Source organism: Candidatus Psyllophila symbiotica, from assembly GCF_029910555.1.
GTDB lineage: Bacteria > Pseudomonadota > Gammaproteobacteria > Enterobacterales > Enterobacteriaceae_A.
In genome coordinates this window covers 47717-72408 of the sequence record NZ_CP092142.1, presented here as the reverse complement: position 1 = coordinate 72408, position 24692 = coordinate 47717, and the positions used below count along the sequence as shown (strand labels likewise).

Sequence of the window (24692 nt, the reverse complement as noted above, 5' to 3'; positions counted from 1 at the left end):
TATTTAATATGTTTATAAAAAAATATTTAAAAATTAATAAGGTGATTTAATAATTTATATAATTTAGAATATTTTAAAATATATAAAATTTATTTGATTTTATTTAATTTTATAAATTTTTAAATATAAATTCTCTTATTTTTGTTTTAGACATAACTCCGATTATTTTACCTATAACTATGTTTTGTTTAAATAGAATTAACGTTGGAATGCTTCTAATATTATATTTTTGTAAAAATTCAGGGTTTTTTTCTATATCAATTTTAGCGATTATTATTTTTTTTGAAAATTCTTCAATTAATTCATTTAAATTATTAGAAATTATTTTACATGGACCACACCATTCCGCCCAAAAATCTACTAAAACAGGAATTTTTGATTTTGAAATATTAATATCAAAATTTTCTTTATTTACTTTAATTATTTTTTTCATGTGTATCCTTTTTTTAATTAATAAATTATTTATATTATATTATTTATTAAATATTAGTAATTTGTTATGTATTCTGCTAAATCTAAAACTTTACTAGAATATCCGCTTTCATTATCATACCATGAAATAAGTTTTACAAAATTATTATTTAATGCAATACCTGCTTTAGCATCAAATATAGAAGTTAAAATTTCACCGTTAAAATCACTTGAAACTACATCATCTTCAATATAACCTAAAATTCCCTTCATTTCATTATTTGCCGCTTTTTTGATAATTTTTTTAATATTTTCATAATTTACTGATTTTTTTATTTTAACTGTTAAATCAACAACTGATACATTTGGTGTTGGAACTCTAAAAGCCATGCCTGTTAATTTACCTAATAGTTCTGGTATAACAATACCTACAGCATTTGCAGCTCCTGTAGATGCAGGTATTATATTTTGTAATGCACTGCGACCAGCTCTCCAGTCTTTATTTGAAATTCCATCAACTGTTTTTTGTATTGCTGTTGTTGAATGAACTGTTGTCATTAAACCTTCAATTATTTCAAAATTATCATTTATTATTTTTGCTAAAGGTGCTAAACAATTTGTAGTACATGATGCATTTGAAATAATTTTTTGTCCGATATATTTATTAAGGTTAACCCCACATACAAACATTGGAATTTGATCTTTTGGTGGTGTTGTTAATATTACTTTTTTAGCTCCAGCTATAATATGTTTGTTTAAAGTATTTGAATCTAAAAATATACCAGATGATTCTATTACAATATCTACACCAATTTTTTTCCAAGGTATATTTATTGGATCTTTTTCTGAGAAAATATTTATTTTTTGTTTATTTATAAATATTTTATTTTCTATAATTTCTATTGTTTTATTAAATTTCCCGTGTGTCGAATCATATTTTATCATATAGGCAATATATTTTGCACTTAATAAATCATTTATTGCTATAATTTTAATATTTTGTCTTTTTTGTGCTAATCGAAAAACCATTCGACCTATTCTTCCGAAACCATTTATTCCTATTTTAATATCCATAAAATTCCTTTTATTTAAATTTATTAATTATGTTTTGTAATTTTTCTTTTGATTATTTAAGTAATAATTATTTAAATTTTAATTATAAAATATTAAAATGTCAATTTTTAATTCAATATTTATTTTTTGTATTTATTAAATTATAATATTTCTTTTAAAGTATCTGAATCTATTTCGTTTGGAGCGTTTGTCATTAAACATTTAGCTGATGTTGTTTTAGGAAAAATAATAACATCTCGAATATTTTTTGTGTTTGTTAATAACATAACTAATCTATCCAAACCAAATGCTATACCTGCGTGATATGGTGTGCCATATTTAAAAGCTTCTAAAAAAAAATTTAAATTTTTAAAATTGTGTTTTTTAATATTTAAAATATTTAAAATAATTTTTTGTATTTTTATATTATTAATTCTTACTGATCCCCCTCCTATTTCACAACCGTTTAATATTATATCATAAGAATTAGTAAATAAAGATATCGGATTATTAATTAAGTTATTAATGTTATTTATATATGGATTTGTAAAAGGATGGTGTGTTGAATTTATTTTGTTTTTTATATCTTTTTTAAATAAAGGATAATTTATAATCCATACTGCTGACCAAGTATTTAAATTTATTAAATTTAATATTTTTCCTATTTTTTTTCTTAAATTACCCATTATATTATAAATATTTTCATAATTATTGATTCCTATTAATATCGTATCGTTATTTTTAGCCTTTGTTCTTTTTAAAATTAATTTTAATGTTTTTATGTTTAAAAAATTAATTACATTGCTTTTTATACCATTTAAATTTTTTGATATATTATATATTTTTATCCATAATAAATTATTATTATTTATAGTTTTGTTATAATTTAAAATTGTTTTAATATTTATTGTTGTATTATTAGTTATTTTAATACCAATAATATTATTGTTGTTATTATTTAAAATTTTTTTAGGTAAAATATTTAATGTATTTGTTTTTAAAAATATATCTTTTAATTCTATTAATTCTATTGTATTTCGTAAATCAGGTTTATCTGTTCCATAACGACGTAATGATTCAGAGTAAGTAATTATTTTAAATTTACCAATATTTTTTTTTTTTATTTTTAAAAATAAATTGTTTATCATTTTTTCCATTTTTTTAATTAATTTTTTGGGTTTTATAAAAGAAGTTTCTATATCAATTTGAGTAAATTCAGGTTGTCTATTTGACCTTAAATCTTCATCTCTAAAACATTTAGCTATTTGATAATAACGATCAAATCCAGATATCATTAATAATTGTTTAAATATTTGAGGTGATTGTGGTAATGCATAAAATTTGCCTTTATTTATTCTACTAGGTACTAAAAAATCTCTAGCACCTTCTGGTGTGGATTTTGTTAATATTGGAGTTTCAATTTCAATAAAATTATTTTTATTTAAAAAATTACGAATATAATTACATATTTTTGATCTTATTTTAAAACGTTTAATCATTTCTGGTTTACGTAAATCAAGATATCTATATTTTAAACTTGTTTTTTCTGAATTTTTTTTATTAACATCTAATGGTATTTTTTTAGAAATATTAATTATATTTAAATAATTACAAAAAATTTCTATTTCTCCTGTTTTTTTTTTAATATTTTTTTGTTTATCTGGGCGTTTATTTACTATACCATTAATTTGGATACAAAATTCATTACGTAACTTTAAAGCTTTTTCAAAAGTAATTTTGTTAATAGAATTAAATACAATTTGAACTATACCTTTATAATCTCTCATATCAACAAATATTAAATTACCAAAATTTCTTATTTTATTTACCCATCCACATAAAGTTACTTTTTTGTTAATATGTGATATGTTTAAATTTCCACAATATTCAGTTCGCATATAATTCCTTTAAAATAAATTTTTAATTTAATATATAAATATTTAAATAAATAAATAATAAAATTTTAATTTTTATTTTAAATAAATTTATAAGGATTTTAAAATGTTTAAATTTTTTTTTTTAAATTTAATAATTATATTTTTATTTTTAATAACATTAATATTGATAGAATATATTTTATTAAAATATAATTCGAAAACATATATTATAATAATATTATTTTTAATATATATTTTTCCTATATTAGTAATTTTTGTATATATATTTTTAACTAAATTATTTTTTAAAAAACTTAAAAATAAAAAAATAAAAATTTTAAAATCTTTAATAAATAATATAATAAATGAAATTAAAAAAAAACAAAAAAAATCTTATAATCAAAAATATACAGTTGCTATTCCTTTATTTAATTTATTAATTAAAAAAAATGGGATTAATGAAATTAATATTTTTTTTAAAAAAAAAGAATTTAAAGTTTTTTCAAATACTAAAAAAATATTTAAAAAAATAATTTATGATATTAAATATGCAAAATATAAAATTGAAATGATTTTTTACATATGGAAACAAGGTGGTATGGTAGATAAAGTTATGAAAGCTTTAATTAATGCATCTAAAAGAGGTTTATGTTGTAGAATTATTTTAGATTCAATTGGTTGCTTTAGTTTTTTATATAGTAAATATCCTAAAATAATGAGAAAGGCTGGCATTGAAATTGTTGAAGCATTTAAAATAAATGTGTTTGGGGTTTTTTTAAGACGCATTGATATTCGTCAGCATAAAAAATTAATTTTAATTGATAATAATATATCATATATTGGAAGTATGAATATGATTGATAATAATTATTATAAAAATAAAATTAATAAATTTATAGATATAATGATACGTTTTGAAGGTAAAATTTCTAACATAATGAGTATTGTTTATGGTTTTGATTGGGAAATGGAAACTGGTAAAAGAATAATATCTAAAAAACAATATAAAAATATAAAAGAATCTTTATATCATAAAAAAAATCAAAATTTTCATATTATTTCATCTGAATTAATTATTTCTAAAAAATTAATACATGATGTATTCTTAACAGCTATATATTCTGCTAAAAAAAAATTAGTTATTACTACTCCATATTTTGTTCCAACTAATAATTTAATTAAAGCAATTTGCGATGTATCATTAAAAGGAGTTGAGGTTATTATTGTATTATCTAAATATAATGATTCATTAATGGTATTATGGGCTAGTAAATATTTTTATAATAATTTATTAAAATCTGGTGTTAAAATTTATGAATTTAAAAAATTTTTATTACATACTAAAAGTTTATTAATTGATGATAAAGTTAGTATATTAGGGACTGTTAATTTTGATATTAGAAGTTTTTGTCTGAATTCGGAAATTATATTAGTAATTGAAGATAATAATTTTAGTAGTATTATATCTCAAATTCAAAAAAAATATATTAAAAAATCAAAATTTGTTAATTTTATAAAATGGAAAAATAGATCTTTTTTGTGTATGGTTATTGAATATTTTTTTTTTTTATTTAATCCTATATTATAAATTTAAAATTAATTTAATTTTATATTAATTTTTTAATTTATTTAATAATTTTAAAATTAATAAATATTTTTATAACCCGGTAATTTACCGGGTTAAATTTTTTAATTTAACGTTTTGAGAATTGTGGTTTTTTTCTTGATTTTTTAAAACCTGGTTTTTTTCTTTCTACTTTTCTGGAATCTCTACTAATATATCCTTCTTTTTTAAGAATATAACGCAAATTATTGTTATAATTTAAAATTGCTCTACTTATACCATGTCTTATAGCTTCAGCTTGACTTGAAATTCCTCCACCTTTTACTGTAATATATAAATTTACAATATTTATTATTTTTACTAAATTTAATGGTTGGCAAATTTTTAATTGCTGGTTTTTATTGGTAAAATATTTATTTATATTATTATTATTTATAATAAAATTACCATTACCAGATTTCATAAAAACACGTGCAGTAGAAGTTTTACGTCTACCTGTACCATAATATTGTTTATTATTCATTAATATGATCTTAAATGTTAAATATTAATTATTTTAGGTTTTTGAGCGTAATGATTATGATTGTTATCTGGAAATACTTTTAATTTTTTGAACATTATTCGCCCTAACGGACCTTTAGGTAACATACCTTTAACTGCATTTTTAATTATTTTTTCTGGATAATGCAAAATCATTTCTTTAAATGTTTTTTTTTTAATACCTCCAATATATCCAGTGTGTCTATAATATATTTTATTATTTTTTTTATTTCCAGAAATTATGATTTTTTTAGCGTTTAAAACAATAATATAATCACCATTATCCAAATGTGTAGTATATTTTATTTTATGTTTTCCGATTAAACGTTTAGCTAATTCTGTAGCTAAACGACCTAATATTTTGTTTTCAGCATTAATAATATACCAATTATTTTTAAGATCTTTTTTTTTAACAACAAAAGTTTTCATTTAAATTACTCAATATTTTAACACTTTTATAATAATTTATTGTTTTTATTAAATATATTATTGTTAATATTTTAATAAATTAATAAATATTATATAAAATTATTATTTATTTAAATCATATAAAATTATTATATTTAATAAACTTAAAATATATTGACTATATTTAAATAATATTATAATATAAATAAATGTTTATATAATAGCGCGTTAACAAATTGGTTATGTAGCGGACTGCAAATCCGTATAATCCGGTTCGATTCCGGAACGCGCTTATTTAAATTTTATAGCCCGGGTGGTGAAATTGGTATACACAAGGGACTTAAAATCCCTCAACTTTAAATGTTATGCGGGTTCAATTCCCGCTCCGGGTATTATATAAATTTTATTTATAAATTAATATATTTTAAAATTTTTTGTATTATTATAATACTATTGGTTTTTATTTCTGATGAATTTTTATTTTTTTTTCCTTTACCTCCTAAATTTTTAATTATTTTTATGGTTATTAAATTAATTTTAATAAATTTTGTAAGATCTGAAGTTATATGAATTAATATTTTTTTTTTTTCTTTTTCTTTAAATATTAAAATAATAAATGATGTTCCTATCTTTTTTTTAATATTATTTATGCAATTATTTAATAATTTTGAATTTATTATGTTTATATTAATTATTATTAATTTAATTCCATAGAATAAATTTATTTTTTTAAATATAAAATAGTATGTATTTTTTAATATATAATTGTTATATATTTTTTTTTTAATTTTATTTTTTTTTTTATTATTATAAATATTAATTAATGTATTATTAATATTATTTATATCAGTATTAAGTAGTTTTGACATTTCTTTAATTAAATTATTTTTAAATTGTATAATTTTTAAAGCATATTTTCCTGTTACTGCAATAATTCTAAAAATACCATTTGATATATAATAATGTGATTTAATTAAAAATATACCTATTTCACCTGTATATTTTACATGAGTACCTGTACATATTTCTTTTGAAAAATTACTTATATTTATTACATTTTCATTTTTTTTTGTTTTTTTTATTTTTATTAATAAATTTAGCATTATTTTTTTGTTTACAAATTTTTCTATATAATTAATTTCTTTTGTTTTAATTTTTAAATTATTTAAAAAATCTAATTTTAAATATTTTCTATTTACAAAAGATTTTTTTTTTTTAATATTTTTATTTATTAAAATATTTAAAGTTTTATTTAATAAATGACAAGCAGAATGGTTTTTTGAAGTATTAATATGATATTTTTTATTAATAATAGGTTTAATAAATTGATTAATTTTTAAATTTCCTTTAATTATTTTACCTATATGTAAAATTGTTTTACCTTGTTTTTTTGTATTATATATTAAAAATATAACATTTGAATTTATTAATATCCCTTGATCGCCAATTTGTTCTTTTGTTTCACTATAAAATGGAGTATTATTTAATATTATAATAGCTTCTTCATTATAAAATATTTCATTTACTAAATAAGAATTTTTTAAAATAGCAATAATTTTTATTTTTTGTTTTGTTTTTTTATATTTATTTAAAATATTAATATAATTATAATTTTTTTTTTTAAAGAATTTATTAGAATTTAATGATTTTAAACGTTGTTTATTCATTAAAATATTAAAATTAATTTCATCTATTTTAATTTTTTTTTTGTTACAAATTTCTTTAATTAAATCAAAAGGAAAACCATAAGTATCATATAAATAAAATATTACTTTTCCACTTAATTTATTATTACAATTATTTTTACTTAATTTTGATATATTTAAATTTAGTAAATTTAATCCTGTTTTTAAAGTACGTAAAAATTTTTTTTCTTCTATTTTAATTATTTTTTTAATTTTATCTCTATTTTTTTTTAAGTTATATATTTTATACTCTGTAATATTAGTTAAATTATCTATTAATTTATAAAAAAAAATATTTTTAATACCTAATTTATTTCCATGTAAAATTGCTCTTCTTATTATTTTACGTAATACATATCCTCTACCTTCATTTGATGGAGTTATACCATCTAAAATTAAAAATGCGGTAGAACGAATATGATCTGCTATAATATATGTTGATATTTTATTATTATTATTATTATTAGATATTTTTTTTATTTCTTTAATTATTTTTTTAAATAAATCAATTTCGTAATTAGAATTTACTTTTTGTATTATTGAGGATATTCTTTCTAATCCCATACCAGTATCTATTGATATTTTAGATAATGGTTTCATAATTTTGTTATATTCATATACAAATTGTATAAATACAATATTCCAAATTTCAACATATCTTTCATTTTTTTTTATATTTCCAGGTAAATTTCCTTTATAATTATTACCTCTATCGTAAAAAATCTCTGTACAAGGTCCGCATGGATAATTTATTCCCATTTTCCAAAAATTATCAGATTCAAATGGTATATTTTTATTATCTCCAATACGAATTATTTGATTTTTATTTAATTTAATGTTATTTTTCCATATATTAAATGTTTCGTTATCTGAAGCATATACTGTAACTAATAACTTTTTTTTAGGTAAATTAAACCATTTTTCGCTAGTTAGTAATTCCCATGCGTAATTAATAGCATCTAATTTAAAATAATCATTAAAACTAAAATTTCCTAACATTTCAAAAAAAGTATGGTGATATGTAGTATATCCGACATTTTTTAAATCATTATGTTTACCTCCTGCTCTTATACAACGTTGTGAAGTTGCAATACGTGAATAATTGCTGTTTTCTAAACCTAAAAAAATATTTTTAAATTGATTCATACCTGAATTTGTAAAAAGTAAAGTTTTATCATTTTTAGGTATAAGCTTGCTACTTTTTAAAATTTTATGTTTTTTAGATTTAAAAAAATCTAGAAATATTTTACGAATATCATAAGTGCTTTTAATCATTATTTTCCTGTAAATATTTGAAATAATTTAAATTTGATTAAATTTAAATAATTTTATAACTTATAATAAATATATTAAAAGTTAATGTATGATTAAGTATTGTTAATTTTATTTAAATAAAGATATTAATGAATTGATTAAAATATTTAATTCAGTTTTTTTAATTATATAAGGTGGCATTAAATATATTAATTTTCCAAATGGTCTTATCCAAACACCATTATTAATGAAAAATCTTTGTATTTTATTTATATCAATATAATTAATTGTTTCTATTATACTTATTGCTCCTAATATTCTAATATCTAATATTTTATTAGATTTTATTAATGGTAATAGTGTTTTTTTAAAATAATTTTCTATATACTTAACTTTTTTAATCCATTTATTTGTATTTAAAATTTCTAAATTTGCATTAGCAATTGAACATGCCAATGGATTACCCATAAAAGTGGGACCATGCATAAAACACCCTGATTTACTATTACTTATAATATATGAAATTTTTTTAGTAGTAATAGTAGCTGATAAAGTCATATAACCTCCTGTCAATGATTTACCTAAACATAATATATCAGGTACAATTCCTGAATGTTCATATGCAAATAATTTTCCAGTACGTCCAAATCCTGTTGCTATTTCATCTAATATTAATAAAATTTCATATTTTTTACATAATTCACTTACTCTTTTTAGATACATTGGGTTATAAATTTTCATACCACCAGCTCCTTGTACGATAGGTTCTAATATAACACATGCTATTTTTTTTGAATATTTTTTAATTAAATATTTAAAAGAATTAATATCGTTTTCGTCCCAATTTTCATTAAACTTACATTTTGGAGATTCAGCGAAAATATGTTTTGTTAAATATTTTTTGTATATATTATGCATTGAGTTTTTTGGGTCACATACTGACATAGCTCCAAATGTATCTCCATGATAACCATTTTTAATTGTTAAAATTTTTTCTCGATACTCTCCTTTTGATTGCCAATATTGCAATGACATTTTTATAGCTATTTCAATTGCAACAGAACCAGAGTCTGCTAAAAATACACATTTTAATTCTTTAGGAGTAATATTGATTAAGTTATTACATAATTTAAGAGCTTCTTTGTGATAAAAACCTCCAAACATAATATGTGACATTTTTTTGATTTGAGTTTTTATAGCTTTATTTAATATTGAATTATTATAACCATGTATGCATGACCACCATGAAGACATACCGTCTATTAAATTAATATTATTAAATAATTTTAATACAACACCTTTTGCTTTTTTTATAGAATAACATTTTAATGGTTTAATCATAGAAGTATATGGATGCCAAACATTTTTTTTATTAAATTGTTTTTTTGTTATTTTAATAAACATAAATATACTATATAATTAAATTAGTATTATTGACATTATATATATATTATATGTATATATTATACATTTAATTTAATGTAAATTTTTAAAGGTATTGATAATGAATAAGAAAATTTATTGGACGATAGATAAAACTCAAGAACTTTTTGATAAACCGTTATTAGAATTAATATTTTTAGCACATAATGTACATAGAAAAAATTTTAAACCCAATAAAGTTCAAATAAGTACTCTTTTATCTATAAAAACCGGTTCTTGTCCTGAAGATTGTAAATATTGCCCTCAAAGTTCTAGATATAAAACTGGAATTGAAACAGAGCGTTTAATTAAAATTAACAAAATTTTAGAAGCTGCAAATAAAGCTAAAAAAAATGGATCATCAAGATTTTGTATGGGTGCTGCTTGGAGAAATCCAAAAGATAAAGATATGCCTTATTTAAAAGAAATTGTTAAAAAAATTAAAAATATGGGTCTTGAAACATGTATGACTTTAGGATCTTTAAATAAAAATCAAGCTAAAATTTTATATGATGCTGGATTAGATTATTATAATCATAATATAGATACTTCACCTGAATATTATAAAAAAATTATTACAACTCGTAGTTATCAAGAAAGACTTAATACAATTCAAAATGTTAGAACTGCTGGTATTAAAGTTTGTTCTGGTGGAATAATAGGGTTAGGTGAAAGTATTAATGATAGAATAGGTTTATTGATGCAATTGGCAAATATGAAAACTCCCCCAGAAAGTGTGCCTATTAATATGTTGGTTAAAGTAAGTGGTACTCCATTAGAAAATAATAAAGATATAAATCCATTTGATTTTATTAGAATAGTAGCTATTGCTAGAGTAATGATGCCAAATTCTTATATTCGTCTTTCTGCGGGCAGAGAAAATATGAATGAACAAACTCAAGCTATGTGTTTTATGGCTGGTGCTAATTCAATATTTTATGGTTGTAAATTGTTAACTACTCCTAATCCTAAAGAAGATAAAGATTTAAAATTATTAAATAAATTAGGTATTGAAATTGAATCAAAAAATATAAAAGAAAATAAAATTAAAAATAAATTTAATAATAAAAATTATACTAAATTTTATGATGCTACTAATAATTAAATAGTATTTTGGAGAATTATTGATAAAACGTTTATTTATCACTGGTACTGATACTAAAGTAGGTAAAACTATTTCAAGTATTGCATTATTACAAATTGCAAATAAAATAGGTTTTAATAGTATAGGATATAAACCTGTTGCATCTGGATGTAAAATTACAAAATATGGTTTACGTAATGATGATGCTTTATTATTAAAAATAAATAGTCAAATTAAATTAAATTATAATATAATAAATCCGTATAATTTTTTAGATAATACTGCACCAAATATAATTAGTAAAAGAATTAAAAAACCTATTTCATTTTATAAAATGTCATCTAAATTAAAATATATATCTAGAAAAACAAATTGGATTATTATTGAAGGTGCTGGAGGTTGGTTTACTCCTATTTCTAAAATTAAAAGAATTTCTGATTGGGTTTTAAAAGAAAATATACCAATTATTTTAGTTGTAGGTATAAAATTAGGTTGTATAAATCATGCGTTATTAACAGTTGAAGTTATTAAAAAAACTGGTTTAGTTTTAAAAGGATGGATCGCTAATAATATTAATATTAAAACCATTTGGCATAATGAATATATTAATACTTTAAAAAATAATTTGTGTATAAATTTTTTAGGTGAAATTCCTTATTTAAATAAAAATAATAAAAATGAATTATGGAAATATATAAATTTTAGTCTTCTTTAAATTTAATAATTTTAATATATATATAAAATTACCCGAACTTGGAATCGAACCAAGGACACGAGGATCTTCAATCCTCTGCTCTGCCAACTGAGCTATCCGGGCGTATTTATTAATTATAATTATACCTATATAAAAAGTCAATTTATTTTTATTTTTATTTTTATTTTTATTTTTATTTTTATTTTTATTTTTTAATTTTTTTATTTTGAATTTATATAAAATTATTTATTGTTTATATATTTATATATTTATATATTTATATATTTATATATTTATATATTTATATATTTATATTTTATATGTTTGTATATATTAAATATTAAATTTTTATTTTAATTTTAGTATTAATAAATTTTGATTTTTATTGATTTTTATTGATTTTTATTAATTTGATTTGATTTGATTTGATTTGATTTGATTTGATTTGTTTAGATTAGATTGAATTAGATTAGATTAATTGTATTTAGTTTAGTTTAGTTTAGTTTAGTTTAGTTTAGTTTAGTTTGGTTTGGTTTGGTTTGGTTTAATTTGGTTTAATTTAATTAAGATTATTTATGAATGAAAATATAAAATATGATATAGATCCTTTAGAAACAAATGAATGGTTACAGTCAACTAATTCGTTAATTTCTAAAGAAGGATACAAACGTTTCAATTTTTTAATTAATAAAATTGTAAATCATATATATAAAATTAATTTTGATATTAATAAAATTGTTAAATTTAATTATGTTAATTCAATAAATTATATAGATGAACCTAAATATCCTGGTGATTTATATATAGAAAATAATATTTGTTCTGCAATTCGTTGGAATGCAATGATTATTGTATTAAAAGCATCTAACAAAAAATTAGATTTAGGTGGACATATATCTTCTTTTCAGTCAATAGCAATGTTTTATGAAGTTTGTTTTAATCATTTTTTTAAAGCATCAAATAAAATAGATGAAGGAGATATTGTTTTTTTTCAAGGTCATACTTCTCCTGGAATTTATTCACGTGCTTTTCTCGAAGGTAGATTAAATAAAAATTATTTAGATAATTTTCGACAAGAAATTTTTAATAAAGGTTTATGTTCTTATCCCCATCCTAAATTAATGCCAAATTTTTGGGAGTTTCCGACTGTATCAATGGGTTTAGGTGCAATTAATGCTATTTATCAAGCTAAATTTTTAAAATATCTTAAAAATAGATCTTTAAAAGATACTAAAAATCAAAAAGTATATGTTTTTCTTGGCGATGGTGAAATGGATGAACCTGAATCTAAAGGAGCAATAACAATTGCTGTTAGAGAAAAACTAAATAATTTAATATTTATTATAAATTGCAATTTGCAACGTTTAGATGGTCCTGTTAATGGTAATGGTAAAATTATAAATGAATTAGAAGGAATATTTTTAGGTGTTGGTTGGAAAGTTTTAAAATTAATTTGGGGTAGTAATTGGGATAAATTATTTAAAAAAGATAATTCTGGTAAATTAATTAAATTATTAAATGAAACTAATGACGGTGATTATCAGAATTTTTTAACAAAAGATGGCGCTTATATACGTAAGAATTTTTTTGGTAAATATAAAGAAACTTATAAGTTAGTTGAAAATTTAAGTGATATTGAAATTTTAAAATTAAATAGAGGCGGCCATGATTTTATTAAAATTTTTGCAGTTCTTAAGAAAGCGAATCAAAGTAATAAACCAACTGTTATTTTAGTACATACTGTTAAAGGTTATGGAATGGGTAAAAATTTTGAAAGTCAAAATATAGCTCATCAAGTTAAAAAAATGAATATTAAAGAATTATATTATTTTAAAGAAAATTTAAACTTAAATATTTCAGATAAAAAAATAAAAAATTTAGAATATATTAGTTTTAAAGAGAATTCAGTAGAATATAAATATATTCAAAAACATCGTAAATTATTAAATGGATTTATTCCATGTAGAAATATTTATATTAAAAATAAATTTAATATTCCTAAAATTAAAAGTTTTGAATTTTTATTTAAAAAACAAAATAAAAAAATATCAACAACAACAGTTTTTATTAAAATTTTAAAATTATTACTTAAAAATATTTCTATTAAAAAATATTTAGTACCTATTATTTCAGATGAAGCTAGAACATTTGGAATGGAAGATTTATTTCAACAAATTGGTATTTATAATTCTAATGGTCAAAAATATATACCTCAAGATATAAATCAGTTTTCATATTATAAAGAAGATAAAGCAGGTCAAATATTACAAGAAGGTATTAATGAATCTGGAGCAATTTCATCATGGTTAGCTGCGGCTACTTCTTATAGTGTAAATAATTTACAAATGATTCCATTTTATATTTTTTATTCTATATTTGGATTTCAACGTATAGGAGATTTATTATGGGCTGCTGGTGATCAGCAAGCTAAGGGGTTTTTAATTGGCGCTACTTCAGGTAGAACTACTTTAAACGGTGAAGGTTTGCAACATGAAGATGGACATAGTCATATTTATTCTTTAACAATTCCTAATTGTATTTCATATGATCCGACTTATGCTTATGAATTATCTATAATTATACAAAATGGTATAAAACGTATGTATGGTAAAAATAAAGAAAATATTTATTATTATATTACTGTAACTAATGAAAATTATAATATGCCAAAAATCCTTAATAATATTAAAAATGGAATTTTAAAAGGTATTTATAAATTGGAAAGTTTAAAAGGTGGCAAAAATAAGATTCAACTTTTAGGTTCAGGTGCTATTTTGCGTAATGTTAGAAAAGCTTCATATATATTATTAAGCGAATATAATATATCGTCTGATATTTTTAGTGTTACTTCTTTTACTGAATTAACAAGAGATGGTCAAGATTGTGAACGTTGGAATATGCTTCATCCTAATAAAACCCCTAAAATTCCATACGTTAATAAAATTTTAAATAATTTTCCTACAATTGCTTCTTCTGATTACATAAAATTATTTTCAGAGCAAATAGCTAAATTTTTACCTAATAATTATTATAGTGTTTTAGGGACTGATGGTTTTGGTAGGTCTGATAGTAGAATGAATTTACGTTATTATTTTGAAATTGATTCATTTTATATATTAATTGCTTCTTTAAATTTATTATATAAAAATAATAAAATTAATAAATCTACATTATATGATGCTTTTTTAAAATTTAATATTAATATAAATAAAAACAACCCTAGAATATTATAAGGGGTCATAATGATAAATGAAATAAAAATTCCTGATATTGGTACAGATGAGTTTGAAGTAACAGAAATTTTTATTAAAGTTGGTGATATAATTAAAAAAAATCAACCTCTTATTGCAATTGAAGGTGATAAAACTTCTGTTGAAATTCCTTCTATTATTTCTGGGATAATAAAAGAAATAAAAATAAATATTGGTGATAAAGTTAAAACTAATTCTTTAATTGGTTTTATTGATATTAAAAATATTAAAGAAAATATTAAAAATATTAAAAATAAAAAATATATAAATTTGTTAACAAAAGATAAAAATTCTATTAGTGAAATACATGCAAGTCCTTTAATTAGAAATTTATCTAGAAAATTTAATATTGATTTAGAAAAAATAAAAGGTTCAGGTTTAAAAGGTAGAATTATTAAAGAAGATGTTCAAAAATATATTGAAAATATAAATATTAGTAATTTATATAAAAATAATAATAGCATTCTTAAAAGTTCAGAATTTAATGAATATAATATAGAAAAAATTAAAATAAACAATTTACAGATAACATCAGGTAAAAATTTATTAAAAAGTTGGGTTACTATTCCTCATGTTACAATTTTTGATAATATTGATATTACTGATTTAGAAATTTTTAGAAAAAAACAAAATAAAATTTATTTTAATAAAAAATTAAAATTTACACTATTAGTTTTTATTATTAAAGCAGTTGCAATAGTTTTAAATTATATGCCTAAATTTAATAGTTCATTATCTGAGGATGGAAGATATTTAAATATTAAAAAATATATTAATATAGGTATTGCCGTAGAAACAAAAAAGGGTTTATTAGTTCCTAATATTAAAGATGTTAAATATAAAACTATTACAGAAATTTCAAAATTATTAATTGAAATTTCTCAAAAAGCTCGTAATGGAGTTTTAAATAAAAATGATATTAGTAATGGTAGTTTTACGATATCTAGTTTAGGTCATATAGGTACTAAAAATTTTACACCTATTATTAATTTTCCTGAAGTTGCTATATTGGGTATTTCAAGGGTATTTATAAAATCTATTTGGAATGGAATAAAATTTATACCTAAATTAATATTACCAATATCATTTTCTTTTGATCATAGAGTAATTGATGGGGCGGATGCTGCTCGTTTTATTAAAAAAATTAATTTTATATTATCAGATATACGTAATTTAATTATGTAATTTTACTATTTTAAGTATTATTATTTATATTTAAATATATTATATTTAAATTTTTGTATATTTAAGGTTTATTCATGAATGAATATTATTTATTTAAGAATATAGAAAAAAATGTCCAAAAATATTGGTATTCTAAAAAAGTTTTTAAAGTCATTAAAAATATTAATGTTAAAAAATATTATGTTTTATGTATGATACCATATCCTTCTGGAAATTTACATATGGGTCATGTTAGAAATTATACTATAGGTGATATTATTTCTAGATATCAAAGAATGAATGGTAAAAATGTTATGCAACCAATGGGGTGGGATGCTTTTGGTTTGCCAGCTGAAATATCAGCAATTAAAAATAATATTTTACCTTCAATTTGGACTTATAAAAATATTAAAAATATGAAAAATCAATTGAAATCTTTAGGTTTTTCTTATGATTGGAATAGAGAAATAATAACTTGTAAACCTGAGTATTATAAATGGGAACAATGGTTTTTTATTAAATTATATGAAAAAAAATTAATATATAAAAAAAAATCTTTTGTAAATTGGTGTAAATATGATAAAACTGTTCTTGCTAACGAACAAGTAGTAAATGGTAATTGTTGGAGATGTGATAATAAAATTAAAAAAAAAAAATTATATCAATGGTTTTTAAAAATTAGTATTTATGCTGAACAATTATTAAATGATTTAAAATATTTAAAATATTGGCCAATAAAAGTTATAAGTATGCAAAAAAATTGGATAGGTAAAACTAAAAAAATTTTAGTTTTTTTTAATATTTTTAATAGTGATAAAAAAATTATTATTTGTATAGATCATTTAGATATTTTAATAAATGTTACATATGTTGTAATTTCTTTAAATAATTCCATTGCAATAGAAGAATCAAAAAAAAATAATAATATTAATAAATTTATTTTAAAATATAATAATAAGAAATTAAATAATTTTAAAAAAGTAGGTATATTTTCTAATTTGTTTGTTATTCATCCTATTTCTAAAGAAAAATTACCATTATGGATTGTTAATTTTGTTTTATCAGATAATATAAATAAATCAAATGCAGCTATTCCTAAATATAATAAATATGATTTTTTTTTTGCTAAAAAATATAATATTAACATTAATATATTAATTTCAAATAAATATATTTCAGTATTTAAAAATAAAAAGAAGTTTTTTTTAAATTTATATAAATTTAATTTGTTAAATATTAAAAAAAAAAGAAAAATTATTTTAAATGAACTAATTAAAATTAACCTTTGTAAAATAAAAATGTTTTATAAATTATTAGATTGGAATATTTCTCGTCAACGTTATTGGGGTACACCTATTCCAATAATTAATATAAATAACAATATTATTCCAATATCTGAAAATAATTTACCTATTGTTTTACCTGAAAATATTTTTAAGAATAATACAATAAATTTTATTAAAAATAATTTAAATTTATTTAAATTTTTAATTAATAATCAATTATTTAAGTTTGAAATTGATACTTTTGATACATTTATAGAATCATCATGGTATTATTTAAGATATTCTTGTCCAAAATATAATAAAAATATTGTAAAATTAAATTCTATAAATTATTGGTTACCTGTTGATCAATATATAGGTGGTATTGAACATGCTATTATGCATTTATTATATTTTAGATTTTTTCATAAAATATTTAGAGATTTTGGATTAGTTAATTATAATGAACCAGTAAAAAAATTAATTTGTCAAGGTATGGTATTATCTCATACATTTTATTATTTAAATAAAAAACACGAAAAAATTTGGATTTCAAAAAATCAAATTAATATAGATTTTGATTTTAAAAAAAAAAAAATAGAATTTAAAAATATTAAAAAAAAAAAAATAGAATACGCTGGTATGATTAAAATGTCTAAGTCTAAGAATAATGGTGTTGAACTTAAACAAATAATTAAAAAATATGGTTCAGATACTATTCGTCTTTTTATCATTTTTGCGTCACCTATAGAAACTGAATTAGAATGGAAAGAATTTCAATTAATAGGAATTTATAGATTTTTAAAACGTTTTTGGAAAATAATTTTTAATCATGTTATGAGTGGAAAAATTAGACCTTTAAAAATCAAAAAATTAACTTTTAATCAAAAAAAAAATTTTTTAATAATACATAAATTAATTTATGAAGTAAATTATGATATTAAGTATCGTCAATCTTTTAATACTGCTATTTCCAAAATAATGAAATTTATAAATAAATTAAATTATTTAGATAAAAATAAATTTAATAAATTTATTTTACATGAGTATTTGTTAATTTTAATTCGTCTTCTTTATCCTTTTGTTCCTCATATTTGTTTTAAAATTTGGAAATTATTAGGTGAAAAAACAAATATTGATTTTATTTCATGGCCTATTTCAAATAAAAAATTTTTAATTAAAAAATTAATAATAACAATTCAAATAAATAGTAAATTTTATAACAAATTAATGATTAAGTCTAACTATAATAAAGAGTTTATATTAAATATTATAAAAAATAAATTTTTTTTTAAAAAAAATATTTTAAATAATATTTATAAAATAATATATGTTAAAAAAAAATTATTTAATATAATTTTAAAAAATTAATAAATAAATAAAATATTATTATTTTTTAAAATAATTTATGTATTTTTCAGATATTAAGCAGATTATCAAAAAATTTAATAATAAAAAAAATAAAATTTTTTTTTTAAACGGTAATGATATTTTTTTAATTAATGAAAATAAAAAATTAATTAAAAAATTTTTTTATAATTATGAATATATAAATATTAAAATTAATAATAATATAAATTGGGATGATATTTTTTTAGTTTGTAGAAATAACAATCTTTATATGAGAAAAAAAATATTATTTTTTAAATTTGAAAATAATATAGTAATTAATAAAGTATTTAAAAAAATATTTAATTTATTTAAAATATTTTATTTTAATATTATAATTGTATTAATTGGATTATATTTAACAAATTTATTAAAAAATATTTTAATTAATAATAATGTATATAATTCTATAGTTAATATTAATTGTAAAATACATACTTTTAAAAATTTTTTGATTTTTTATACTAAAAAATTTAAATTTAAATTAGAATTGAATTCTTTAAATTTATTATTTAATTGTTTTGATGGAAATTTTTTAGAATTATATCAGTTTTTAGAATTATTGCTTTTAATATATCCAGATGGTAATATTAATATTATTAATATTAAAAAAATAATTTATAATACTTCTTTATTTACCTTTTCTAATTTTATTAAAAATTTTCTTATTGGTAATATTAATAATTCTTTAAATATTTTAAAAAAAATTCGTAAAGAAAAAATTGAACCTGTATTATTATTACATATATTTAAAAATGAATTAATTATTCTTATGAAAATTAAATTTAATAAAAATAATAAAAATTTATGTAAAGATTTGAATACTAAAAATATATTTAATTATAAAATATTATTATATAATAAAGTTATAAATAGATTATCATATAATGATTTTAATAATTTTTTTTTAGTTTTAGTTAAAATTGAAAATTTAATAAAAACTAATAATAATATATTATTTTGGAATGAAATTAAAAATTTATTAATATTGATATGTAAATAATTTTCAAATATTCTATTAAGTTTTATTACATATAATATAATATATAATAAAACTTAATAGACATAAATTTAAAAATTAATTATTTATAGCTTAATAGATTTTAATAATTTTATTTTTTTATTTTCTTTAATAAAGAAATTTATAATAAAAAATAACCATGAAAAACCATTAAACATATTTAAAATATTGAATGCTATTACGTTTTTCCATAGAAAAACTGTTTTAGCTAGTTCAATATTTGAGATTAATATCATAATAGTTATCATTCCAATTACAGCAGATACACTTCCTTTTCTAAATTTACTTGAAAACAATGTTACTCTTGTTAAACAAGGGTTAGCTATTCCTAAACCAAACGCATAAATTCCTAAACTAACTGTAAGCCATAATGATGAATATGTTTTTATAAAAATTGAAAATACAGCAAGTATTAAACCAATTACTAATGGTTTTCCTGCAAATTCTATTAAATTGTATAAATCTTTTTTTTTACTTAAATATCCTAAAGTAACATTTCCTAAAATTAATCCTAAAAAAACAGGTATTTGTAAAATAGCGTACGAAATCATTGTTAATTTACATTTACTTACTAAAATTATTGGTGAAAGAGCAATCCATGATATTAAAGGTACATTAGCAAAACCTATTGAAAGTGCTCCACATAAAAATTTTAAATCTTTTAATATAAATTTATAATTTTTAAATAAATTTAAAAAAGAAATATTATTGTTTTGAGTTTTTTTAGGTTCTGGCATAAAACAAAATAATCCTAATAACGCCAAACAAGCTATTAAAGAAAAACCCACAAACATTTTTTGCCACGGAAACATTTTGATTATAATTGTTCCGCCTAATGGTCCTAATAATGGTGCAGCTAAAGCTATATTTGCCATTAAAGCAATTAGTTTAATGCATTTTTTTTCTTCATACGTTTCTTGAATAGTTGTATATCCTACTGTACCAATAAAACATAACCCCATACCTTGCATAAATCTAACAAACATAAATTGTTTAATACTATTAGTAAAAGTTATTAATAAACAACTAAAAATAAAAAAACAAACTCCAAAAAACATAATTGGTCTCCTTCCGTATTTATCTGATAAGGGTCCAAAAAACCATTGTAAACACATTCCTCCAGATAAATATGCTGTTAAAGATGTTGGTATCCAATCGACACTAACGTGAAAATATTTTACAACCTCTAGCATAGCTGGTTGCATCATATCGTTAGTTACATATACTATTAACTCGAATAAAACTAAGCTAACAGGAAACATTATTCTTTTTATTTTTGGTAAACTCAATTATATATCCTTTTAAAGAATAATATAATAACTAATAATAGTTATTAATTATTATGATAATAAATTTTTATTTATTTTATAATAAATAATTTTTTTAGTAATAATAAAATATTATTTTAATAATTAAATTAATTTTAGTAATTATTTAATTCTAATTACAATTAATTTTATATAATATTATAATTAAATTTTTAAAATTGTCAAATGTTTTAAATTATATATAACTATATTTTAGTATTATAATTATTTTTTAAAAATTGTCAAGTGTTTTAACTATATTAAATGTTTATGTAAATTTTTAAAATAAATATATGATATTTAAAATTTTTTATTTTAATATAATATATTAATTTAATATAAATATTGCAATAATATTTTAAATAATTACAATAATTTATAAGTTAATTTAGCAGTTACCTTTAAAATAAAGGAGGAAAGTCTGGACTCCAAAGAGCAGAGTGCCAGGTAATACCTGGGGTTAAATTACGAAAAGTTCAACAGAAAATAAACCTCTTATAAAATATTATAAGTGGGTGAAATAGTGTACTAAAATTACACATCATTATTGGTAACAATTAATGATATGAAAACTCCACTCGGAGCAAAGTTAAATAAAGGTTTTATTGCTCATATTAAACCTGGGTTAACCGCTTGAACTAATAAGTAATTATTAGTCTAGATAAATTACTGCTCATGACAGAATCCAGCTTATTAATTAACTTTTATTTTTAAATTTTACATATCTATATTTAATGCATTTAAAGCGTTATTTTCTATAAAATTACGTCTAGGTTTAACTTTATCTCCCATTAAAATATTAAATAATTTATCAGCGTATACACTGTCTTTTATAAAAACTTGTAACATATTTCTATTATTAGGATTCATAGTGCTTTCCCAAAGTTGATTAGGATTCATTTCACCTAGACCTTTATATCTTTTAATATTAAAATCATTTTTAATTTCTATAAAAAGCCAATTTAATGTTTCTTCAAATGAATATACTTTTTTTTTTTTTTTTTTTCTTATTATTTTAGCATTTTTATTAAAAATTAAATATAATTTATTACTTAAATTAAAAATTTTTTTATATTGATTACTTTTTAAAAATTTTGAATTTATTTTATAATAAATATTATTACCATACATATTTTTACAAAATAATGGTTCATATATTTTTTTATTAATATTTTTAATAATTTTAGTTGTATAATGAATAGAATTTTTTTTAGATATTTTATTTATTTTATTAATTAAAATATTTAACCAATTTTTTATAATTTTATATTTATTAGAGTCATTAAAACTTACAAAAAATGGTTGATTAATTAAATTAATAAGTAAATCATATGGATATTTTTTAATAATATTATTAATTTCTTTTTTAATATTAAAATATTCATATATTAATTTTTTAAAAGTTTTTTTTTTTAAATTTATTTTTTTATTAAATAATTTAGTATTTTCTAATGCAATTTCAATTTTATATTTGTTCATATTTTTTTCATTTTTAATATAATATTTTTTTTTTTTTATTTTTAGTTTATAAAGTGGCGGTTGCGCTATGTATATATGTCCTCTTTTTATAATTTCTGGCATTTTTCTATAAAAAAATGTTAATAATAAAGTTCGAATATGTGAACCATCAATATCTGCATCTGTCATTATAATGATTTTGTTATATTTAATTTTATTAGGGTTATAATATTTTTTATTAATTCCATCGCTAATTCCACATCCAATTGCTGAAATTAATGATGATATTTCTTTTGAATTTATTATTTTATTAAAATTTGCTTTTTCTACATTTAAAATTTTTCCTTTTAATGGTAAAATCGCTTGTGTTTTTCTATCTCTACCTTGCTTAGCTGAACCTCCTGCTGAATCTCCTTCTACTAAATATAATTCAGAAAAAAGGGGATTATTTTCTTGACAATTAGCTAATTTTTTAATTAAATTAAAATTAATAGTTGTTTTTTTTTTTGATATTTCATTTAATTTATTCGAAGTTTCTTTTATTTTATAAAAATTTATTATTTTTTTAACAATTTTTTTTTTATCATTTTTGTTTTTTTTTAAATATTTTTTAAATTTTTTAGTTACTACTAATTTTATGATTTTTTTAGTATTTAAATCAATTAATTTGTTTTTAATTTGAGAAGAAAATTTAGGATTACATAATTTTATTGAAATAACGCAAACTAATCCTATTCTATTATCATCACTTATAAGTTTTTTTTTTTTTTTTTTATGAATTAAAATATTTAAAGATTTTGTTATAGCATATTTTAATCCTGAAAGATGACTCCCTCCGTCAATTTGTTGTATATTATTAGTGAAACAATATATATTTTCACTTATTTCTTCATTCCACTGCATTGCAAGATCAATATTAACATTATTTTTAATTACTGAAATTTCAAAAATTTTTTTATGTATTGGTTTTTTTTTTTTGTTTAAAAATTTAATAAAAGATTTTAATTTTCCACAATGTTTTAAAAAATCATTTTTATTATTATATAAATCTCTTATATAAAAAGAATTTTTTGGATTTAAAAATGTTAATTCATGTAAACGTTTTAATAAAATATAATAATTAAATTTAGTAACATTAATAAATGTATATAAACTGGGCCAAAAACGTATAATTGTTCCATTTTTTTTTGTTTTTTTAATTATTTTTAATTTATGTTTTGGTTTTCCATTTTTATAAATTTGTTTATAAATTTTTTTATTTCTATAAATTTTTAATTTTAATTTTTCAGATAATGCATTAACAACTGAAATACCCACTCCATTTAATCCTCCAGTTTTTTTTTTATTATTAAATTTACTACCAGTATGTAAAATAGTCATTAATATTTCAGCAATCGAAATTTTTTTTTTTTTATGAATATTTGTTGGTATGCCTTTTCCGTTATCTTGTATTGAAATAGAATTATCATTATGTATAGTAACTATAATTTTATCACATTTATTTATAATAATTTCGTCTACGGAATTATCTATAATTTCAAAAACCATATGGTGTAATCCATTACCATTTTCAACTTCTCCTATATACATACCTGGACATTTACGTACTACTTCTAATCCTTTTAAAATTTTAATATTTGTATAATTATAATTATTTAACATTTTATTATTCTTATAATAATTAATATTTATTTAAATTTATTTTATGTTAAATAAAATAAATAAATAAATTAAATATTTTTTAAAATTTAGCGGGAGCTGGAATTGAACCAACGTCCTTCGGGTTATGAGCCCGACGAGCTGCCAACTGCTCTATCCCGCTAATATTTTATTGTAATTTATTAT

Annotated in this window: 16 protein-coding genes, 4 tRNA genes and 1 other RNA gene; 10 read left to right on the top strand and 11 right to left on the bottom strand. The window is 18.8% G+C overall.

The window, feature by feature from the left end; all coding sequences use genetic code 11:
- Nucleotides 1–109 precede the first annotated feature (109 nt).
- The 3 genes from trxA to aspS all read right to left on the bottom strand — a co-directional run bounded on the left by trxA (nt 110) and on the right by aspS (nt 3362).
- Nucleotides 110–433 (bottom strand): thioredoxin, encoded by a 324-nt coding sequence (trxA, locus tag MEJ61_RS00345; RefSeq protein ID WP_459563317.1) that lies wholly within the window; start codon nt 431–433, stop codon nt 110–112.
- 53 nt (nt 434–486) lie between these two features.
- On the bottom strand, nt 487–1485 hold the full coding sequence (gap, locus tag MEJ61_RS00340) for a type I glyceraldehyde-3-phosphate dehydrogenase (protein ID WP_459563428.1): 999 nt from the start codon (nt 1483–1485) through the stop codon (nt 487–489).
- Between the two features lie 140 nt (nt 1486–1625).
- Complete coding sequence (gene aspS / locus MEJ61_RS00335; protein ID WP_459563427.1) at nt 1626–3362, bottom strand: aspartate--tRNA ligase; 1737 nt, start codon at nt 3360–3362, stop codon at nt 1626–1628.
- A gap of 103 nt (nt 3363–3465) precedes the next feature.
- Between aspS and cls the strand changes: the two genes are divergently transcribed.
- The gene (gene cls / locus MEJ61_RS00330; RefSeq protein ID WP_459563314.1) at nt 3466–4929 is read left to right on the top strand and encodes a cardiolipin synthase; all 1464 of its coding nucleotides are present in this window, start codon (nt 3466–3468) and stop codon (nt 4927–4929) included.
- 106 nt (nt 4930–5035) lie between these two features.
- Here the strand turns inward: cls and rpsI are convergent, their stop codons facing one another.
- Nucleotides 5036–5428 (bottom strand): 30S ribosomal protein S9, encoded by a 393-nt coding sequence (gene rpsI, locus MEJ61_RS00325; protein WP_459563313.1) that lies wholly within the window; start codon nt 5426–5428, stop codon nt 5036–5038.
- 17 nt (nt 5429–5445) lie between these two features.
- On the bottom strand, nt 5446–5874 hold the full coding sequence (gene rplM / locus MEJ61_RS00320) for a 50S ribosomal protein L13 (RefSeq protein WP_459563312.1): 429 nt from the start codon (nt 5872–5874) through the stop codon (nt 5446–5448).
- Between the two features lie 201 nt (nt 5875–6075).
- On the opposite strand from rplM, the gene MEJ61_RS00315 reads away from it, so the two are divergent.
- A tRNA-Cys gene (locus tag MEJ61_RS00315) sits at nt 6076–6146 on the top strand.
- A gap of 14 nt (nt 6147–6160) precedes the next feature.
- A tRNA-Leu gene (locus tag MEJ61_RS00310) sits at nt 6161–6245 on the top strand.
- Nucleotides 6246–6260: 15 nt separating this feature from the next.
- Here MEJ61_RS00310 and alaS read toward each other — a convergent pair.
- A complete protein-coding gene (gene alaS, locus MEJ61_RS00305) occupies nt 6261–8813 on the bottom strand; it encodes an alanine--tRNA ligase (RefSeq protein WP_459563426.1) in 2553 nt (850 codons plus the stop codon).
- Between the two features lie 108 nt (nt 8814–8921).
- A complete protein-coding gene (gene bioA / locus MEJ61_RS00300) occupies nt 8922–10196 on the bottom strand; it encodes an adenosylmethionine--8-amino-7-oxononanoate transaminase (protein ID WP_459563310.1) in 1275 nt (424 codons plus the stop codon).
- Between the two features lie 100 nt (nt 10197–10296).
- On the opposite strand from bioA, the gene bioB reads away from it, so the two are divergent.
- Nucleotides 10297–11319, top strand: a complete 1023-nt coding sequence (bioB, locus tag MEJ61_RS00295; RefSeq protein WP_459563309.1) for a biotin synthase BioB — start codon at nt 10297–10299, stop codon at nt 11317–11319.
- 19 nt (nt 11320–11338) lie between these two features.
- On the top strand, nt 11339–12013 hold the full coding sequence (gene bioD, locus MEJ61_RS00290; protein WP_459563308.1) for a dethiobiotin synthase: 675 nt from the start codon (nt 11339–11341) through the stop codon (nt 12011–12013).
- A gap of 29 nt (nt 12014–12042) precedes the next feature.
- Here bioD and MEJ61_RS00285 read toward each other — a convergent pair.
- A tRNA-Phe gene (locus MEJ61_RS00285) sits at nt 12043–12115 on the bottom strand.
- 452 nt (nt 12116–12567) lie between these two features.
- Between MEJ61_RS00285 and aceE the strand changes: the two genes are divergently transcribed.
- From aceE to MEJ61_RS00265, 4 genes are all read left to right on the top strand, one after another.
- Nucleotides 12568–15225 (top strand): pyruvate dehydrogenase (acetyl-transferring), homodimeric type, encoded by a 2658-nt coding sequence (aceE, locus tag MEJ61_RS00280; protein ID WP_459563425.1) that lies wholly within the window; start codon nt 12568–12570, stop codon nt 15223–15225.
- Nucleotides 15226–15234: 9 nt separating this feature from the next.
- A complete protein-coding gene (locus MEJ61_RS00275; protein WP_459563424.1) occupies nt 15235–16428 on the top strand; it encodes a 2-oxo acid dehydrogenase subunit E2 in 1194 nt (397 codons plus the stop codon).
- A gap of 74 nt (nt 16429–16502) precedes the next feature.
- A complete protein-coding gene (gene leuS / locus MEJ61_RS00270) occupies nt 16503–19043 on the top strand; it encodes a leucine--tRNA ligase (protein ID WP_459563423.1) in 2541 nt (846 codons plus the stop codon).
- A 37-nt stretch (nt 19044–19080) separates the two neighbouring features.
- Nucleotides 19081–20064 carry a hypothetical protein gene (locus MEJ61_RS00265; RefSeq protein WP_459563304.1) on the top strand — a complete coding sequence of 328 codons (984 nt, stop codon included), beginning with the start codon at nt 19081–19083 and terminating at the stop codon, nt 20062–20064.
- 83 nt (nt 20065–20147) lie between these two features.
- On the opposite strand, the gene MEJ61_RS00260 is transcribed toward MEJ61_RS00265, so the two are convergent.
- A complete protein-coding gene (locus MEJ61_RS00260; protein ID WP_459563303.1) occupies nt 20148–21371 on the bottom strand; it encodes an MdfA family multidrug efflux MFS transporter in 1224 nt (407 codons plus the stop codon).
- Nucleotides 21372–21768: 397 nt separating this feature from the next.
- On the opposite strand from MEJ61_RS00260, the gene rnpB reads away from it, so the two are divergent.
- An RNA gene (gene rnpB, locus MEJ61_RS00255) (RNase P RNA component class A) lies at nt 21769–22098 on the top strand.
- Nucleotides 22099–22106: 8 nt separating this feature from the next.
- Here rnpB and MEJ61_RS00250 read toward each other — a convergent pair.
- Both MEJ61_RS00250 and MEJ61_RS00245 read right to left on the bottom strand, forming a co-directional pair.
- On the bottom strand, nt 22107–24509 hold the full coding sequence (locus MEJ61_RS00250; protein WP_459563422.1) for a DNA gyrase subunit B: 2403 nt from the start codon (nt 24507–24509) through the stop codon (nt 22107–22109).
- Nucleotides 24510–24596: 87 nt separating this feature from the next.
- A tRNA-Met gene (locus MEJ61_RS00245) sits at nt 24597–24669 on the bottom strand.
- Nucleotides 24670–24692 lie beyond the last annotated feature (23 nt).

What these genes read in the sequence shown, in the direction of transcription:
- trxA (WP_459563317.1), bottom strand. Translation starts at nt 433, where the DNA reads ATGAAAAAAATAATTAAAGTAAATAAAGAAAATTTTGATATTAATATT.
- gap (WP_459563428.1), bottom strand. Translation starts at nt 1,485, where the DNA reads ATGGATATTAAAATAGGAATAAATGGTTTCGGAAGAATAGGTCGAATG.
- aspS (WP_459563427.1), bottom strand. Translation starts at nt 3,362, where the DNA reads ATGCGAACTGAATATTGTGGAAATTTAAACATATCACATATTAACAAA.
- cls (WP_459563314.1), top strand. Translation starts at nt 3,466, where the DNA reads ATGTTTAAATTTTTTTTTTTAAATTTAATAATTATATTTTTATTTTTA.
- rpsI (WP_459563313.1), bottom strand. Translation starts at nt 5,428, where the DNA reads ATGAATAATAAACAATATTATGGTACAGGTAGACGTAAAACTTCTACT.
- rplM (WP_459563312.1), bottom strand. Translation starts at nt 5,874, where the DNA reads ATGAAAACTTTTGTTGTTAAAAAAAAAGATCTTAAAAATAATTGGTAT.
- alaS (WP_459563426.1), bottom strand. Translation starts at nt 8,813, where the DNA reads ATGATTAAAAGCACTTATGATATTCGTAAAATATTTCTAGATTTTTTT.
- bioA (WP_459563310.1), bottom strand. Translation starts at nt 10,196, where the DNA reads ATGTTTATTAAAATAACAAAAAAACAATTTAATAAAAAAAATGTTTGG.
- bioB (WP_459563309.1), top strand. Translation starts at nt 10,297, where the DNA reads ATGAATAAGAAAATTTATTGGACGATAGATAAAACTCAAGAACTTTTT.
- aceE (WP_459563425.1), top strand. Translation starts at nt 12,568, where the DNA reads ATGAATGAAAATATAAAATATGATATAGATCCTTTAGAAACAAATGAA.
- MEJ61_RS00275 (WP_459563424.1), top strand. Translation starts at nt 15,235, where the DNA reads ATGATAAATGAAATAAAAATTCCTGATATTGGTACAGATGAGTTTGAA.
- leuS (WP_459563423.1), top strand. Translation starts at nt 16,503, where the DNA reads ATGAATGAATATTATTTATTTAAGAATATAGAAAAAAATGTCCAAAAA.
- MEJ61_RS00265 (WP_459563304.1), top strand. Translation starts at nt 19,081, where the DNA reads ATGTATTTTTCAGATATTAAGCAGATTATCAAAAAATTTAATAATAAA.
- MEJ61_RS00250 (WP_459563422.1), bottom strand. Translation starts at nt 24,509, where the DNA reads ATGTTAAATAATTATAATTATACAAATATTAAAATTTTAAAAGGATTA.